Below are 13,659 nucleotides of genomic sequence, written 5' to 3'. Positions count from 1 at the left end.
GGGAGCTGGAATCCAGAATGGGCGCCCATGCCGGTAAACGATAAGCGTGTGCGGGCGCGCCTCGCACCCGGCAGCCGTCCCGTGCTGGTCGTGGTCGTGGATGCCGAGGAAGAATTCGCCTGGGACCGGCCCTTCGACCGGCTCAACGTCGGCACCACCTCGATCGCGGGCCAGCCGCTGATGCACGAGCGCGTGTTCGACGGGCTCGGCATCGTGCCGACCTATATGTGCGACTGGCCGGTCACTACGGCGCCCGCTTCGGCGGCCACGCTGCGGCGCCTGATGGAAGAGGGCCGCTGCGAAATCGGCGCCCACCTGCATCCCTGGGTGTCGCCGCCGTATGTCGAGCAGGTCAACCGTTTCAATTCCTATGCCGGCAACCTGCCGCGCGAAGTCGAATACGAAAAACTGCAGCGGCTGACCGAGGCGATCGTCGAGGCCTTCGGCCACGTACCGCTCGCGTTCAAGGCGGGCCGCTACGGGCTCGGCCGGCATACGGCGGAATCGATCGCCTCGCTGGGCTACGCCATCGATACCAGCGTGGTGCCCTACACCTCCTTTGCCTACGACAGCGGCCCCGACTTCCGGGACCATGACGAGCATCCGTATTTTTTCCAGGCCGGCCAGCGCGCGCTGCTCGAAGTGCCGGTGACCACCGGTTATGCCGGCTGGCTGCGCGGCTTCGGCCCGCAGCTGTTCGAACTGGCGCAGCATCCGCTGGCGCAGCGTGCCCGCCTGGGCGGCATCATGGCGCGCTCGCGCGCGCTCGAACGCATCCGCCTCAGTCCCGAAGTCGCGAGCGTGGCCGAGATGCGGCGCCTCGCCGCCAGCCTGCGTCACGCCGGTTGCGAAGTGTTCACCCTGACTTATCACAGCCCGTCGATGGCGGTCGGGCACACCCCCTACGTGCGCAGCGCCGCCGACCTGCAGCGCTTCATCGCCACGGTGCGTGATTTCTGCACCTGGTTCCGCGACGAGCTGGGTGGCCAGTTCGCCAGCCTGTCGCAATTGCGGGACATGGTGGACGGCCCGCAGGAAATGCAGGCCGGGCCGGCCGGCAGGGAAATGAAACAGCGCATGCTGGGCTGAAGCCCGCGCTGCCCGCCACTCATTCGATGGCGGCGGCAGCGGCAGGCGCCGGCTGGCGCCGCTGCGCCGCCAGCGCATGCAGGCGCGCCAGCAGCGGCCAGCGGTAGCTGTTCAGGTGGTACATGGTCCGGATCTCGTCGGTCCAGCGCAGGTGCCATTCCATTACCCGTCCGTAGAACTCGATCCGTTCGAAACGGCCGTCCTCGAAAATGTCGCGGCAGGCTTCCTCGCGCATCAGGAGCGCCGGCGACAGCGCGCCGCCCAGGTTTTCGTCATAGGCCGTCTTGAGCACGACCACGCAGCCGCCGCCCTCGACGCACAGGTCCATGGCCGCCAGCCGTTCGCCGATGAAGTAACGGTAAACGCGCGCCGCGCCGCGACGGGCAAAGGCTTCCAGCATGGCCCGGTAGAACCGGCCTTGCGCGTCGTCGCCGCGCACCGCGCTGCCGGCCGCGCCTTTCCAGCCCTGCGTTTCCAGCATGCCGTAGTCGCGCACCGCCGCCGCCATCTCCTCCGGCGTCCGCAGAACCTGCAGGCGGGTGGCGCAGCCTTCCTGCTGCAGGCGCTTGCGCTGTTTTTTCAGGTTGCTGCGCAGGTTCTTGCCGCGCGCATTCCAGTAGGCCTCGAAGCCGGGCGCCAGGCTGATGCGGGCCGTCTCGATGTAGTCGAGGGTGCGCGTGCGGGCGCTGGCGTCCGGCCGCGGCAACAGCATCGGGTCGCACTGGGTGATGCCGAGCACCAGGGCGGCGCCGGGCAGGACCCGCAACAGGCCGGGAATGTAAGGCTCCGGCGAGCCGGCATCGCGCTGCAGCCAGAAGCCGATCGGCGCCTGCGAAGGCTGGAAGGTGGCCCAGCGGCCCAGGCCGGCCGGCGCCACCACGGTCATGACGCGGGTGATGCCGGCCTCTTCGTACCAGGCCAGCAGTTCCTCGCCGCTGCCGAGTGTGTCCAGTGCGGCCGCCAGGAAGTCGGCTGCCAGCAAGGGCGAGCCGCCGCAGCCGGCATGCAGCGCCTGCCAGCGGGGAAGGTAGTCGCCGAACCGGGACGCGGGAACGACGGTCCAGCTCATGCCGCCAGCGCCGGTGTGGGGCCGAGTGCGCGCCGGACAGCGTCGCGCAACCGATCGAGTTCGTCCGCGCGCAGCTCCTGGTGGCAGGGAAGGCCGATCAGATGGCGTCCCAGCGCCACGCTGTTGGCGCAGGTGGCGGCGTCGACGCCGGGCCACAGGCTCGCGCCGAAGCGCACCATCGGCACGCCGGCCGCCTGCAGGCTGGCCGCCACCGCGTCGGCCTGGTCCACCAGCAGCGGGAAGATCCAGGGGCAGGCGCCCTCCGGCAGCGCCGGGTGCAGGGGGCGGCAGCCGGGGAGCCCGTCGAGGGCCTGCTGGAGCTGCAGGTAATGGCGGCGGCGCAGCGCGACGATGCGCGCGCGCGAAGCCAGACGCACGATCAGGCGCGAAAACAGCGATGAGCGCTTCTCGAGCCAGCGCGGGTCGAAGTTGTAGCTGCTGTCCGAGGAATCCGGAGCAAGGGCCGGGGCGGCGTCACCTGCGGGACGGCGCGACTTGAAGGCGTTCCAGAGCGCGCTCTTGAGGCGCAGCGGCAGCGACAGCGCCAGGCGCAAGGCTGGCAGGCGGCCGTGGGCGAAGGCCATCTCGAGCGCCGCCAGCGCGGCCTTGGCTTCGAAGCCGGGGCCGGCCGAACGCAGGGGGACGACAAGGGGGTGGCGGTGCGACACCAGGCAGCCGCCCTCGTAGATCGGATAGAACTTCATGCTGCTGCCGATCGCGTAGTCGCCGGTGCTGCCGACCGGGGTGCCCGCATGGTGGCCGAAGAAGGCGTGCGCGCAGTCTTCCAGCAGTATGGCGCCGTGCGCGTCGCACAGGGCGCGCAGGCCGCGCAGGTCCTGGGGGAAACCGAAGAAATGGGTCGCCATGACCGCCTTCACGCTGCCGTCGAATCTGGCGGCGATGTCCTCGAGGTCGATGGTGCTGTCCGGGCGCACCCGGTAGAACACGACGGAGGCGCCGCACCAGTGCACCGGCGGGATCATCGAGGGGCTGTGGTAGGCCGGCACCAGCACGGTGTGGCCCGGGCCCACGCCCATCTCGCGCAAGGCCAGGCCGATCGCGATGCGTCCGCTCGTCACCATGCGCACCGCGGCCGCATCGAGCAGGCCGGGAAGGGACGCGCCGCCGCGCTGGAAGAAGGAGGCCGGCGACAGGACGGGAACGGAAGGCAGTGCCCGGCGCGGGGGCGCCTGGTGATCTATTGTCGACATGCATTAAATATAACATGCGTTATCTCCGGCAACGTGTCGGATAGCGTGTGCCGGGCGGCCGGGACTTGCCTGGCGTGAACTGGTAAGATGGCGCCTGCCCGCAGCGTCCAGCCGGGCGGAACAACAAGGCATTGATGAACACTCTGATCCACGACAGCATTTTCGAGGCCGCACGGCGCACGCCCGATGCCGCGGCCCTGGCCTACGGCACGCGGCGCTGCAGCTATGCGGACCTGGCCGGCCTGGTCGCGTCGGTCGCGCTGCTGCTGCGCGGGCAGGGCCTGGCGCCCGGCACGCGCGTGGCCGTCTATATGGAGAAGCGCATCGAGAACGTGGCGGCGATGTTCGGCGCCGCCGCCGCCGGCTGCGTGTTCGTTCCCGTCAATCCGCTGCTCAAGCCGGAACAGGTGGCCTACATCCTGGCCGACTGCAACGTGCGCCTGCTCGCCACCACGGCCGACCGGCTGGCCAGCCTGGCGCCCGCGCTGGCGGCCTGCCCCGACCTGGAAACCGTGCTGCTGGCCGAAACCGATGCGCATGGTGCGCCAGGCACGGCCTTGCGCACCCTGGACTGGAACGCCGTGACGGCCTGCGCGGCCGGCGCCTTCGACCCGACGGCGGCGCGCCCCATCGATGCCGACATGGCGGCCATCCTGTATACCTCCGGCAGCACCGGCGCGCCCAAGGGCGTGGTGCTGTCGCACCGTAACCTGGTGGCCGGCGCCGCCAGCGTGGCGGGTTACCTGGACTTGTGCGCGAGCGACCGCATCCTGTCGGTGCTGCCGCTCAGCTTCGATTATGGACTGAGCCAGCTGACCACGGCCTTCTTGCGCGGCGCCAGCGTGGTGCTGATGAACTACCTGTTCCCGAAGGACATCGTGGCCATGGTGGCGAGCGAGCGCATCACCGGGCTGGCGGCGGTGCCGCCGCTGTGGAACGCGCTGGCGCGCCTGGAATGGCCGGCCGGCTGCAGTCTGCGCTTCATCACCAATTCGGGCGGCGCCATGCCCCCGGTCACGGTCGAGGCCCTGCGCGGGCGCCTGCCGTCTACCCAGATCTTCCTGATGTACGGGCTCACCGAGGCCTTCCGCTCGACCTATCTGCCGCCATCCGAACTGGAGCGCCGGCCGGGCTCGATGGGCAAGGCGATCCCGAATGCCGAGGTGCTGGTGGTGCGTCCCGACGGCAGCCTCTGCGCCGACGACGAGCCGGGCGAACTGGTGCACCGTGGCGCGCTGGTGGCCATGGGTTACTGGAACGACCCCGAACGCACCGCGCAGCGCTTCCGCCCGGCCCCAGGCCGCGAAGCCGGCCTGCCGCTGCCGGAACTGGCGGTGTGGTCGGGCGACACCGTGCGCCGCGACAGCGAAGGCTATTTGTATTTCATCGGCCGCAGCGACGAGATGATCAAGGTGTCCGGCTACCGCATCAGCCCGACCGAGATCGAAAGCGTGGTGCAGGCCACCGGCCTGGTGCTGGAAGCGGCCGCCTTCGGCGTCGACGACGGCCAGCTCGGCCAGGCGATCGCACTGGTTGCGCAGGTGCCCGATCCGGACGCCTTCGATCCGGCGGCCCTGCTGGCGGAATGCCGGCGCCGCCTGCCGGCCTACATGGTGCCGGCCCACGTGCGGCTGCAGGGCGACAGCCTGCCGCGCAACCCGAACGGCAAGATCGACCGCAAGCTGCTGCGCCAGACCTTTGATACCGAAGCACAGACCGAAGCACAGGCAAGAGCATGAGCACCACCAAACCGCGCCACGCGCCCCAGATTCATTTTCCCGTCGTCGACGGCGAGCTGCAAGTTGGCGGCATCCCGCTGACCCGGCTCGCGCAGCGGGTCGGACGCACCCCCTTCTTCGCCTATGACCGCGCGCTGTGCACGGCGCGGGTGCGCGAGCTGCGCACCCAGCTGCCGGAAGCGGTCGGCCTGCATTATTCGGTCAAGGCCAATCCGATGCCGGCCCTGGTGCAGCACCTGGCCGGCCTGGTCGACGGCCTGGATGTGGCCTCGTCGAACGAACTGCGCACCGCCCTGGATGCCGGCATGGCGCCAGGCCACATCAGCTTTGCCGGTCCGGCCAAAACCGAGGCCGAACTGGCGCAGGGCATCGCGGCCGGGGTCTGCATCAACCTGGAATCGGCGCGCGAGCTGGCCTGCGTGGCGCGCCTGGGCGACGCCCTCGGCATCGCGCCGCGGGTGGCGCTGCGTATCAACCCGGACTTCGAACTGAAATCCTCGGGCATGCGGATGGGCGGCGGCGCCAAGCCTTTCGGCATCGATGCCGAGCAGGCGCCCGCGCTGCTGCGCCAGGTGGCAAGCCTGGCCCTGGACTTTCAGGGCTTCCACATCTTCAGCGGCTCGCAGAGCCTGCGCCCCGACGCCATCGTCGAGGCGCAATCGCAGAGCCTGGAACTGGCGCTGCGCCTGGCCGGAGACAGCCCGCTCGCGGTGCGCCAGCTGAACATCGGCAGCGGCTTCGGCATCCCGTATTTCCCGGGCGAGGCGCGGCTCGACATCGCGCCGATCGGCGAGCAGCTGGCAGGCTGGCTGCCGCGCCTGCAATCCAGCTTGCCGCAGGCGCGCCTGGCCCTGGAAATGGGACGCTACCTGGTGGGCGAATGCGGGATCTATGTGGCGCGCGTGCTGGACCGCAAGCTATCGCGCGGGGAAGTGTTCCTGGTGACCGACGGCGGCATGCACCACCACCTGGCCGCCTCGGGCAACCTGGGGCAGGTCATCCGCAAGAATTATCCGGTGGCCGTGGGCAACCGCATGGACCCGGAGCACAGCGGTCCGGCCTCGGTGACCGGACCGCTGTGCACGCCGCTCGACATCCTGGCCGACCGGCTCGACCTGGCCCATGCCGAGGAAGGCGACCTGATCGTCGTGTTCCAGTCCGGCGCCTATGGTCCCAGCGCCAGCCCGGCCAACTTCCTGGGCCATCCGGCGGCCCTGGAAGTCCTGGTTTGAATACCGGCCGTTAAATACTAGCGGGAGTACTGGCCGGAGCCTTTGGTGCGTCGCGCCTGGCTTTGCGTTTGCCGAACGGCAGGTGCAGCGGCGGGATATCGTCGGCCTGGGGGTAGCGGATCAGCACCTTGTCAAGCGTGATCACGATCGCCATCACGTAATAGGCCAGGTCGTAATACGCCAGGGTGAGGAAGGCGCCGGCTACCAGGTAACCGATCTGGCTGACCTGGCACATGCGTGCCAGCATCGAGGCCCAGGCCAGCTCCGGTTTGTTTTCGCAGTGGCGAATGACGCGGCTTCCGGTGCGCCAGGTACAGGCATGCATTGCCAGAAACAGCGCTAATCCCAACCAGCCGTGCTCGCCCAGCATCTGGAAGTAGATGCTGTGCGCGACGTGGAAGGTCTCCGGGTTCGGCGCGTATTTCAGGAAACTATCGGGCGAGAAGATGCCAGGGCCGCCGCCCAGGGGGAACTGATTGGCGACATTCACCGCAAATTCCCAGGCATTCAGGCGCCCCTGGGCCGACTCATCTTCTTCGTAGTTGTTGATCGAGTGCATGCGCCCTGTCCACTCTTCCGGCATCGAGAGCAAAATCACTGGGGCCAGCAACGTGATCACGAGACCGGTTTTAAGCTTTGACGTCGACTTCAGCCAAAGGAACAAGGCCATGGCTACGCATCCGACCAAGGCACCACGCGAATAGGAGCCGATCGTTGCTACGACCGTCAGCAGCGTTGTTCCGCCGGCTATCCACCTACCCAGCTTCGTGCGCGCATGCGAACTCTGGTAAACCAGCAGCGGCACTGTTACCAGGAGTGCTAGCGCAATCGTATTATTATCGCTGATAAAGCTGTCCGCAGGACCAAGTACGCCGCTACGCCCGCCAGACAGGACCGTGTGGAATCCTCCCTTGAAGCCCCAGAAACCGAGCGAGATGGCGACCGTTAAGGCTAGCGCCTGAACGTCGCTCTTGGTGCGCACGGTGAGGAAGGTGATGAAGATCATCAGCATGATCTTGTAGACCCGGTCGCCGACCACCATGGCTCGTGTCGGGTCCTGCGCGAACAGGAAGGTAGTTACCATCCATAGGCAGAGCAGGCCGAGCATGATGACGGGAGAGCTGGGCGGGATCTTTTTCTGTTCCCGCGACAGCACAACGCTGACCAAGGTGATCACGCCCAGCAGCATCGCGAAAGGGAAGTCGTATGCAGTGCCGTAGCTCAGCCGGTGCGGATTCATCAGGCTGAACATCGCATAGGCTAGCGCTCCGACTACCGGCCGCTTGAAAATAAAGGGAATGATGCAAGCAAAGGCCAGGAAAATTAATGCGTCACGCACGGCACATCAATCCCTTGAACAGGTCGGTCACGCGGTGCGCGTTCGCGTGCCAGGTCAGCTGTTGCTCGGCAATGGTGGCGCGTGCATTGACGGCGACGCGTTTGCGCAGCTCGACATCCTCGCACAGGCGCTTGACGGCGGCGGCCAGGCCGTCTGGCCTGGCCGGGTCGAACAGCACGGCATTGTCGTCGGCACGCAGGATTTCCAGGATGTTCGGCTGGTCCGGGCCGACGATCGCCTTGCCCAGGGCCAGGTATTCGAACAGCTTGAGGGGCGACGCGTAGCTGACCACGGCCGGCTGCAAGGCAATGTCGAAGGCGGCCACGTAGCGCGCCACTTCGTCGCGTCCGATGATGCCGGTGAATTTGACGCGGTGCTCGATGCCGAGCTCGCGCGCCTGCTGTTCCAGCTGGGCGCGCACCGGGCCGTCGCCCACCACCAGCAGGTGGCGGCGCGATTCCGGCGGATCCTGGGCGATCAAGGTGATCACCTTGTCCAGGCCGTGCCAGTCGCGCACGAAGCCGGTGAAGCCGAGCACCAGGTATTCTTCCAGCCCGAGCGCGCGCTTGGCGGCCTGCACGTCAGGTGCGCCGTCAAAGCGTTCCGGGTTGATGCCGTTTGGGATCACCACGATGCGCTTGGGATCGACGCCGTAGGAAGCCACGATGTCACCCAGCACCTGGGTGACCGGCAGCACGACATCGGCATTGCGCCAGCAATAGGATTGTGACCAGCGGCCCAGGCGCGTCAAGGCCAGGCCATCGTAGCGCGTGCGCTCCTCGAGGATCGGGGCATTTACTTCCAGCAGCAGCGGCAGCTTGAACTTGCGCGCGGCCCAGATGCCGGAAGGCAGGAACAGGTTGTAGCGCTCGTAGATGCAGTCCGGCTTGTGTTCGCGGATGGCTTTGACCAGGCGGCGGTAGGCCACCAGCGAATAGGCGAATTCCATCAGTTCGTAGAAAGCCTTCGGCATGTAGCGCTTGAGCAGGGCCACCGGGCCGGCGTCCGAACCGAAGGATTCGGTCTCGGCGCTGGGTGGGGCGGCGATGATCACTTCATGGCCCTGGGCGCGCAGGGCATTGATCATTTCCTCGATGTGGACATACTGGCCGTCCTTGGAGCGGGTGCGGTGGTGATAAAGGATTTTCACGCGGCTTTCCTTGCCATGTCTTGTTTTCTTGCCAGGATGCGCCCGAACAGGTCGATCTGGCCCTGGGTGGTCGGCTCCCAGCCGAAGCCTTCGGCATAGCGCCGGGTCGCGCCATGGTCGGGATAATTGGCGCGCAGCTGGGTCAGGGCCTGTACCAGGCCCTCCGGAGTCCGCTCCGGCATCAGGACGCCGGCCTCGGGCGCCGCCACCACTTCCGGGGTGCCCCAGACGTTGCTGGCCACGACCGGCGTGCCACAGGCCATGGCCTCGAGCAGCACGTTGGCCCAGCCTTCGCGGCTGGAGGACAGCACCATCGCGTCGGCGGCATTGTAATAAGTTCTCAGTTCAGTCTGGGCCACCGGACCCAGCAGGGTCACGCGGTCGGCCACGCCGAGTTCCTGCGCCAGGGTTTCGAGGTTCTTCTTTTCCGGGCCGGTGCCGGCGATCAGGAGATCGACGTCGGGCAGGGCGGGCAGGGCCCGGATGGTCAGGTCGTGCGCCTTGCGCGGGTCGAGCAGGCCGACCGAGAGCAGGGTGAAGCGGGTCAGGCCCAGCTGCGCGCGGGCGGCGGCGCGGTCCATCGGCTGGAAGCGCTCCAGGTCGACCCCGTTGCGCAGCGGCGTGATGCGGTCGGCTGCGACACCCAGTCCCACCATCTCGTCCTTCAGGGCCTGGCACACCGTGATGATGCCGTCGGCCTGGCGCGCCGCTTCCAGGATCAGCTGGCGCGGGCGCGGGAAGCGCGGGATCAGGTTGATGTCGGTGCCGCGTGCGGTGATCACGACCGGCTTGTTGAAATACTTCCCGAGCATGACTGCGGCCACGCCGTCCGGATAGAAATAGTGGGCGTCGATGGCATCGAAATCGTAGCCCTCGTCCAGGATGCGGCCGATTTCCTTTTTGGCCGAATGCGCCAGCAGGTAGGGCGTGATGTTCATGCCGACCCGCGGCACGACCACGTAGCGCGGATGCACCACCGACAGGCCATTGCGCATTTCCGCCCGCGGCACCCGGGCCAGCTTGGCGTAATGGCCGAAGCGCGGGTGGCTGGACGGGAACCAGGGCACCGGCGCGACCACGCGCGACTCGACTTTTCCGCTGTCAACAAGGTAACGCAGCCGGGTTTCGACGAAGATGCCGTGGCTCGGCTGTTCCGTATTCGGATACAGGGTGCTAAAGGTAAGTAGCTTCATGTTGGATAGATTGGAACCGCGCCCTGAACCGCCGAGTTGACAACGATACTACGGGGATGCCGCGCGAAAAACGTAAGTGTTGCGGATTCGAGAATTTTTTTGCCAGACGGCAGCACGATTGAATCCTAATCCATGAAAATTTGACAATCATGATACTATAAATAAAGTTCTGACAAGCATTGTTGCCCGGCAATCGTGCTCGGCCCCCAAGCTGCCGGAAGGCTGTACAGGCCTGGCCTCCTGCCTTCTCCATGAGCGCTTTCATCCGCGGAACTACCGCTATTACCGCTTACCAATCACCCCGATATTGAGATAACACTATGAAGATCACCATCATTGGAACTGGCTATGTGGGCCTGGTCTCCGGCGCCGCCTTCGCCGACGTCGGCAATACCGTCCTTTGCCTGGATGTCAACGAACAGAAGATTGCTTCCCTCAAGAATGGTGTGATTCCGATCCATGAGCCGGGCCTGGACAGCATGGTCGAGCGCAATGCCGCGGCTGGCCGCCTGCTGTTTTCGACCAGTTATGACGAAGCGGTGCAGCACGCCGAGGTCGTGTTCCTGGCAGTGGGCACCCCGCCGGACGAAGACGGCAGCGCCGACCTGACCCACATCCTGGCAGCCGCACGCAGCATCGGCCAGCGCATCGAGAAGCCGCTGGTGGTGGTGGACAAGTCGACCGTGCCGGTCGGTACCGCCGACAAGGTGCGCGCCGCCATCCAGGCCGAGCTCGACAAGCGCGGTTCCACCGTGTCCTTCACCGTGGTCAGCAACCCGGAATTCCTCAAGGAAGGCGCGGCGATCGAAGACTTCATGCGCCCGGACCGCATCGTGGTGGGCAGCGACGACGCCGGCGCGACCAAGCTGATGCGCCAGCTGTATGCGCCGTTCAGCCGCAACCATGAAAAACTGGTCGAGATGGACATCCGCAGCGCCGAACTGACCAAGTACGCCGCCAACGCCATGCTGGCCACCCGCATCAGCTTCATGAACGAGCTGGCCAACCTGGCCGAAGTGCTGGGCGCGGACATCGAATCGGTACGCCACGGCATGGGCCTGGACCCGCGCATCGGCTCCCAGTTCCTGTACGCCGGCATGGGCTACGGCGGCTCCTGCTTCCCGAAGGACGTCAAGGCCCTGGTGAAGACCGGATCCGAGCACGACCAGGTGCTGCATATCCTGGAAGCGACCGAGCGCGTCAACGAAAACCAGAAGAACGTCCTGTTCAAGAAGCTGGTCCGCTTCTTCGGCGGCGCCGAAGGCCTGCGCGGCAAGACCATCGCGCTGTGGGGCCTGTCGTTCAAGCCGAACACCGACGACATGCGCGAAGCGCCGAGCCTGGTCCTGATCCGCGAACTGTTCGCGCTGGGCTGCCGCGTGCGCGCCTATGACCCGGTGGCGAGCAAGGAAGCGCTGCACATCCTGCAGCGCGAACACGGCGCCTCGCGCGTGGAAGAACTCCTGACCATCACCAGCTCGGCGGTAGCGGCATGCGACAACGCCGATGCGCTGGTGCTGGTCACCGAATGGAAGGAGTTCCGCGCGCCGGACTTCCGCTCGCTGGCCCAGACCCTGCGCGCCAAGGCGGTCTTCGACGGCCGCAACATCTACGATCCGGCCGAAGTGGCCGCTGCCGGGCTGTCCTATGAAGGGATCGGACGCGTCAGCCGGAAGGCGGTGCAATGATCGGTGGGACGCATCGCGTCCTGGTGACGGGCGCGGCCGGCTTCGTCGGCAGCCACGTCGCCGCGCGCCTGGCGGCCATGGGCCACCAGGTGGTCGGCTGCGACAATTTCAACGACTACTACACGCCGCGCCTGAAGCACGACCGGGTCGCGGCGCTGCTGGCGCCGGCCGGGGTCGCATGCGAAACCATCGAGCTGGCCGATGCAACGGCCGTGCAGGCGCTGTTCGAGCGCGTGCGCCCGACCCTGGTGGTGCACCTGGCGGCGCAGGCCGGGGTGCGCTACTCGCTGGAGAATCCGGCCGCCTACGTGCAGTCCAACCTGGTGGGTTTCGGTAATATCCTGGAAGCCTGCCGCCACCACAAGGTGGAGCACCTGCTGTATGCCAGCAGCAGCAGCGTGTACGGCGCCAATGCCAAGGTCCCGTTCAGCGAGGACGACCAGGTCGACGAACCGGTCTCGCTGTACGCGGCCACCAAGAAGTCGAACGAACTGATGGCGCATTCCTATAGCCATCTGTTCGGCCTGCCGGCCACCGGCCTGCGCTTCTTCACGGTCTACGGTCCCTGGGGACGTCCCGACATGGCCTATTTCAGCTTCACCCAGAAGATGATGAAGGGCGAGCCGATTCCGGTGTTCGCCGAAGGCCTGCTGACGCGCGACTTCACCTATATCGACGACATCGTCGAAGGCGTGGTGCGGCTGCTGTTCAAGCCGACCCCGGCGCAGGCAGGCAAGGCGGCGCATACCGTGTTCAACATCGGTAACCACAATCCGGTGCGGGTGCTGGACTTCATCCGCAGCATCGAGGAAGTCACCGGCATCGAGGCGCGCAAGGAATTCCTGCCGATGCAGGCCGGCGACGTGCCCGCCACCCATGCCTCGATCGACAAGCTCAGGGCCTGGGTCGGTTTCGCGCCGACCACGCCGCTCAAGGATGGCCTGGCGCGCTTCTACGAGTGGTACCGCGACTGGCCGGGACGCCAGTCCTGAAGCCGGCGGCAAGGAAGGAGAATCGAATGCCGGCTGAAATACTGCTATTCCAGACCACCGATCCGGCCAAGGTGCGGCGCCGCCTGCTGCGCTTCCGCGAGGCTTTCCTGCGCCTGGGGCCCGGCTTCCATTTCGCGCTGGTGTCCTATGTGCCGGACGCGCGCACCGAGGTGCGCAAAGTGGTGCTGGACCGGATCGCGCTCGACCACTATGTGTTCGGGCCGGACGCGATCGACACCCTGGCCTATCCCTACAAGGGCGCGGCGCGGCCGTTCCGCCTGATCCCGGGCAACTGTGACCTGGTGGCCGTGCTGGCCCGCAAGGCGCTGCCGGACTACGCGCAGTACTGGGTGATCGAGGACGACGTCGAGTACTCCGGCGATGCCCACGCGCTGTTCGCCGGACTGGCCGGCCGCGAGGGCGACCTGCTGGCCACCCACCTGGCCAGGGGCTTCGACGAGTGGACTTATTCCTCGATGCTGCGCTCTCCCGGCGGCGACGTCACGCCTTCTCAGAGCTGGCTGGTGTTCCTGACCTTTGTCCGCATCAGCGGCCTGGCGCTCGATACCATCGACCGCTATTACCGCGAAGGCTGGAGCGGGCATAGCGAGAACATGTGGGCCACCATCCTCAAGCACGCCGGCATGAGCGTGGTCGACATCGGCGGCAACGGCAAGTACGTGGGCGAGCAGGACCGCGGCCTGCGCTACTACGGCGAAGCCGGGGACCGTTTCGAGAAGAACGGCAGTTTCGGAACCATGAACATCCGGCTGCGCGCGGGACGCCGCAAGGACGTGCTGTGGCACCCGATCAAGCCGCCGGCGGCCTGGCTGCGCCAGACCCGCAAGCGCTGGCTGTCGATCGGCCGCTACTACCTCGACCGGATGGGCTTGGGCGGCGCGCGCTCCGGCGCACTCGGCAACGACCGCAGCTAGACCCGATGCCCGCCGATGCGGG

At 66.9% G+C, this 13,659-nt stretch carries 11 protein-coding genes; 6 read left to right on the top strand and 5 right to left on the bottom strand.

Features of this window, described 5'->3' with window-relative positions; all coding sequences use genetic code 11:
* The first annotated feature begins 27 nt into the window (after positions 1 to 27).
* Positions 28 to 1,089, top strand: coding sequence for a polysaccharide deacetylase family protein (locus YWC_RS0106030; RefSeq protein WP_027864561.1), 1,062 nt, complete (start codon positions 28 to 30; stop codon positions 1,087 to 1,089).
* A gap of 19 nt (positions 1,090 to 1,108) precedes the next feature.
* On the opposite strand, the gene YWC_RS0106025 is transcribed toward YWC_RS0106030, so the two are convergent.
* Positions 1,109 to 2,158 (bottom strand): GNAT family N-acetyltransferase, encoded by a 1,050-nt coding sequence (locus tag YWC_RS0106025; RefSeq protein ID WP_027864560.1) that lies wholly within the window; start codon positions 2,156 to 2,158, stop codon positions 1,109 to 1,111.
* Positions 2,155 to 3,369: an aminotransferase class I/II-fold pyridoxal phosphate-dependent enzyme gene (locus YWC_RS0106020; RefSeq protein ID WP_027864559.1), complete on the bottom strand. Its 1,215-nt coding sequence runs from the start codon at positions 3,367 to 3,369 to the stop codon at positions 2,155 to 2,157. Before YWC_RS0106020 ends, YWC_RS0106025 begins: the two co-directional genes overlap by 4 nt.
* Before the next feature lie 134 nt (positions 3,370 to 3,503).
* Between YWC_RS0106020 and YWC_RS0106015 the strand changes: the two genes are divergently transcribed.
* Positions 3,504 to 5,108, top strand: a complete 1,605-nt coding sequence (locus tag YWC_RS0106015) for an acyl-CoA ligase (AMP-forming), exosortase A system-associated (RefSeq protein ID WP_027864558.1) — start codon at positions 3,504 to 3,506, stop codon at positions 5,106 to 5,108.
* On the top strand, positions 5,105 to 6,340 hold the full coding sequence (locus tag YWC_RS0106010; protein ID WP_027864557.1) for a pyridoxal-dependent decarboxylase, exosortase A system-associated: 1,236 nt from the start codon (positions 5,105 to 5,107) through the stop codon (positions 6,338 to 6,340). Before YWC_RS0106015 ends, YWC_RS0106010 begins: the two co-directional genes overlap by 4 nt.
* A 10-nt stretch (positions 6,341 to 6,350) precedes the next feature.
* Here the strand turns inward: YWC_RS0106010 and YWC_RS28485 are convergent, their stop codons facing one another.
* The 3 genes from YWC_RS28485 to YWC_RS0105995 are packed head-to-tail and all read right to left on the bottom strand — an operon-like array spanning position 6,351 to position 10,022.
* The gene (locus YWC_RS28485; RefSeq protein WP_084416328.1) at positions 6,351 to 7,679 is read right to left on the bottom strand and encodes a putative O-glycosylation ligase, exosortase A system-associated; all 1,329 of its coding nucleotides are present in this window, start codon (positions 7,677 to 7,679) and stop codon (positions 6,351 to 6,353) included.
* Positions 7,672 to 8,829 (bottom strand): glycosyltransferase family 4 protein, encoded by a 1,158-nt coding sequence (locus YWC_RS28480; protein WP_036213330.1) that lies wholly within the window; start codon positions 8,827 to 8,829, stop codon positions 7,672 to 7,674. Before YWC_RS28480 ends, YWC_RS28485 begins: the two co-directional genes overlap by 8 nt.
* The gene (locus tag YWC_RS0105995) at positions 8,826 to 10,022 is read right to left on the bottom strand and encodes a glycosyltransferase family 4 protein (RefSeq protein ID WP_027864556.1); all 1,197 of its coding nucleotides are present in this window, start codon (positions 10,020 to 10,022) and stop codon (positions 8,826 to 8,828) included. Before YWC_RS0105995 ends, YWC_RS28480 begins: the two co-directional genes overlap by 4 nt.
* A gap of 320 nt (positions 10,023 to 10,342) precedes the next feature.
* On the opposite strand from YWC_RS0105995, the gene YWC_RS0105990 reads away from it, so the two are divergent.
* Genes YWC_RS0105990 through YWC_RS0105980 form a run of 3 tightly spaced genes read left to right on the top strand, consistent with a single transcriptional unit; the run spans position 10,343 to position 13,637 of the window.
* On the top strand, positions 10,343 to 11,710 hold the full coding sequence (locus YWC_RS0105990; RefSeq protein ID WP_027864555.1) for a UDP-glucose dehydrogenase family protein: 1,368 nt from the start codon (positions 10,343 to 10,345) through the stop codon (positions 11,708 to 11,710).
* Positions 11,707 to 12,702, top strand: a complete 996-nt coding sequence (locus tag YWC_RS0105985; protein ID WP_027864554.1) for an NAD-dependent epimerase/dehydratase family protein — start codon at positions 11,707 to 11,709, stop codon at positions 12,700 to 12,702. The genes YWC_RS0105990 and YWC_RS0105985 overlap by 4 nt, the downstream gene beginning before the upstream one ends.
* Positions 12,703 to 12,728: 26 nt before the next feature.
* Positions 12,729 to 13,637: a hypothetical protein gene (locus YWC_RS0105980; protein WP_027864553.1), complete on the top strand. Its 909-nt coding sequence runs from the start codon at positions 12,729 to 12,731 to the stop codon at positions 13,635 to 13,637.
* Positions 13,638 to 13,659: the final 22 nt, after the last annotated feature.

This window comes from Massilia alkalitolerans DSM 17462 (assembly GCF_000427785.1).
In the GTDB taxonomy this organism is placed as follows: domain Bacteria; phylum Pseudomonadota; class Gammaproteobacteria; order Burkholderiales; family Burkholderiaceae_D; genus Telluria; species Telluria alkalitolerans.
The sequence above is the reverse complement of the archived record's forward strand: the minus strand, read 5'-3'. Positions and strand labels throughout refer to the sequence as shown.

What these genes read in the sequence shown, in the direction of transcription:
- YWC_RS0106030 (WP_027864561.1), top strand. Translation starts at nt 28, where the DNA reads ATGCCGGTAAACGATAAGCGTGTGCGGGCGCGCCTCGCACCCGGCAGC.
- YWC_RS0106020 (WP_027864559.1), bottom strand. Translation starts at nt 3,369, where the DNA reads ATGTCGACAATAGATCACCAGGCGCCCCCGCGCCGGGCACTGCCTTCC.
- YWC_RS0106010 (WP_027864557.1), top strand. Translation starts at nt 5,105, where the DNA reads ATGAGCACCACCAAACCGCGCCACGCGCCCCAGATTCATTTTCCCGTC.
- YWC_RS0105985 (WP_027864554.1), top strand. Translation starts at nt 11,707, where the DNA reads ATGATCGGTGGGACGCATCGCGTCCTGGTGACGGGCGCGGCCGGCTTC.
- YWC_RS0106015 (WP_027864558.1), top strand. Translation starts at nt 3,504, where the DNA reads ATGAACACTCTGATCCACGACAGCATTTTCGAGGCCGCACGGCGCACG.
- YWC_RS0106025 (WP_027864560.1), bottom strand. Translation starts at nt 2,158, where the DNA reads ATGAGCTGGACCGTCGTTCCCGCGTCCCGGTTCGGCGACTACCTTCCC.
- YWC_RS0105990 (WP_027864555.1), top strand. Translation starts at nt 10,343, where the DNA reads ATGAAGATCACCATCATTGGAACTGGCTATGTGGGCCTGGTCTCCGGC.
- YWC_RS0105995 (WP_027864556.1), bottom strand. Translation starts at nt 10,022, where the DNA reads ATGAAGCTACTTACCTTTAGCACCCTGTATCCGAATACGGAACAGCCG.
- YWC_RS0105980 (WP_027864553.1), top strand. Translation starts at nt 12,729, where the DNA reads ATGCCGGCTGAAATACTGCTATTCCAGACCACCGATCCGGCCAAGGTG.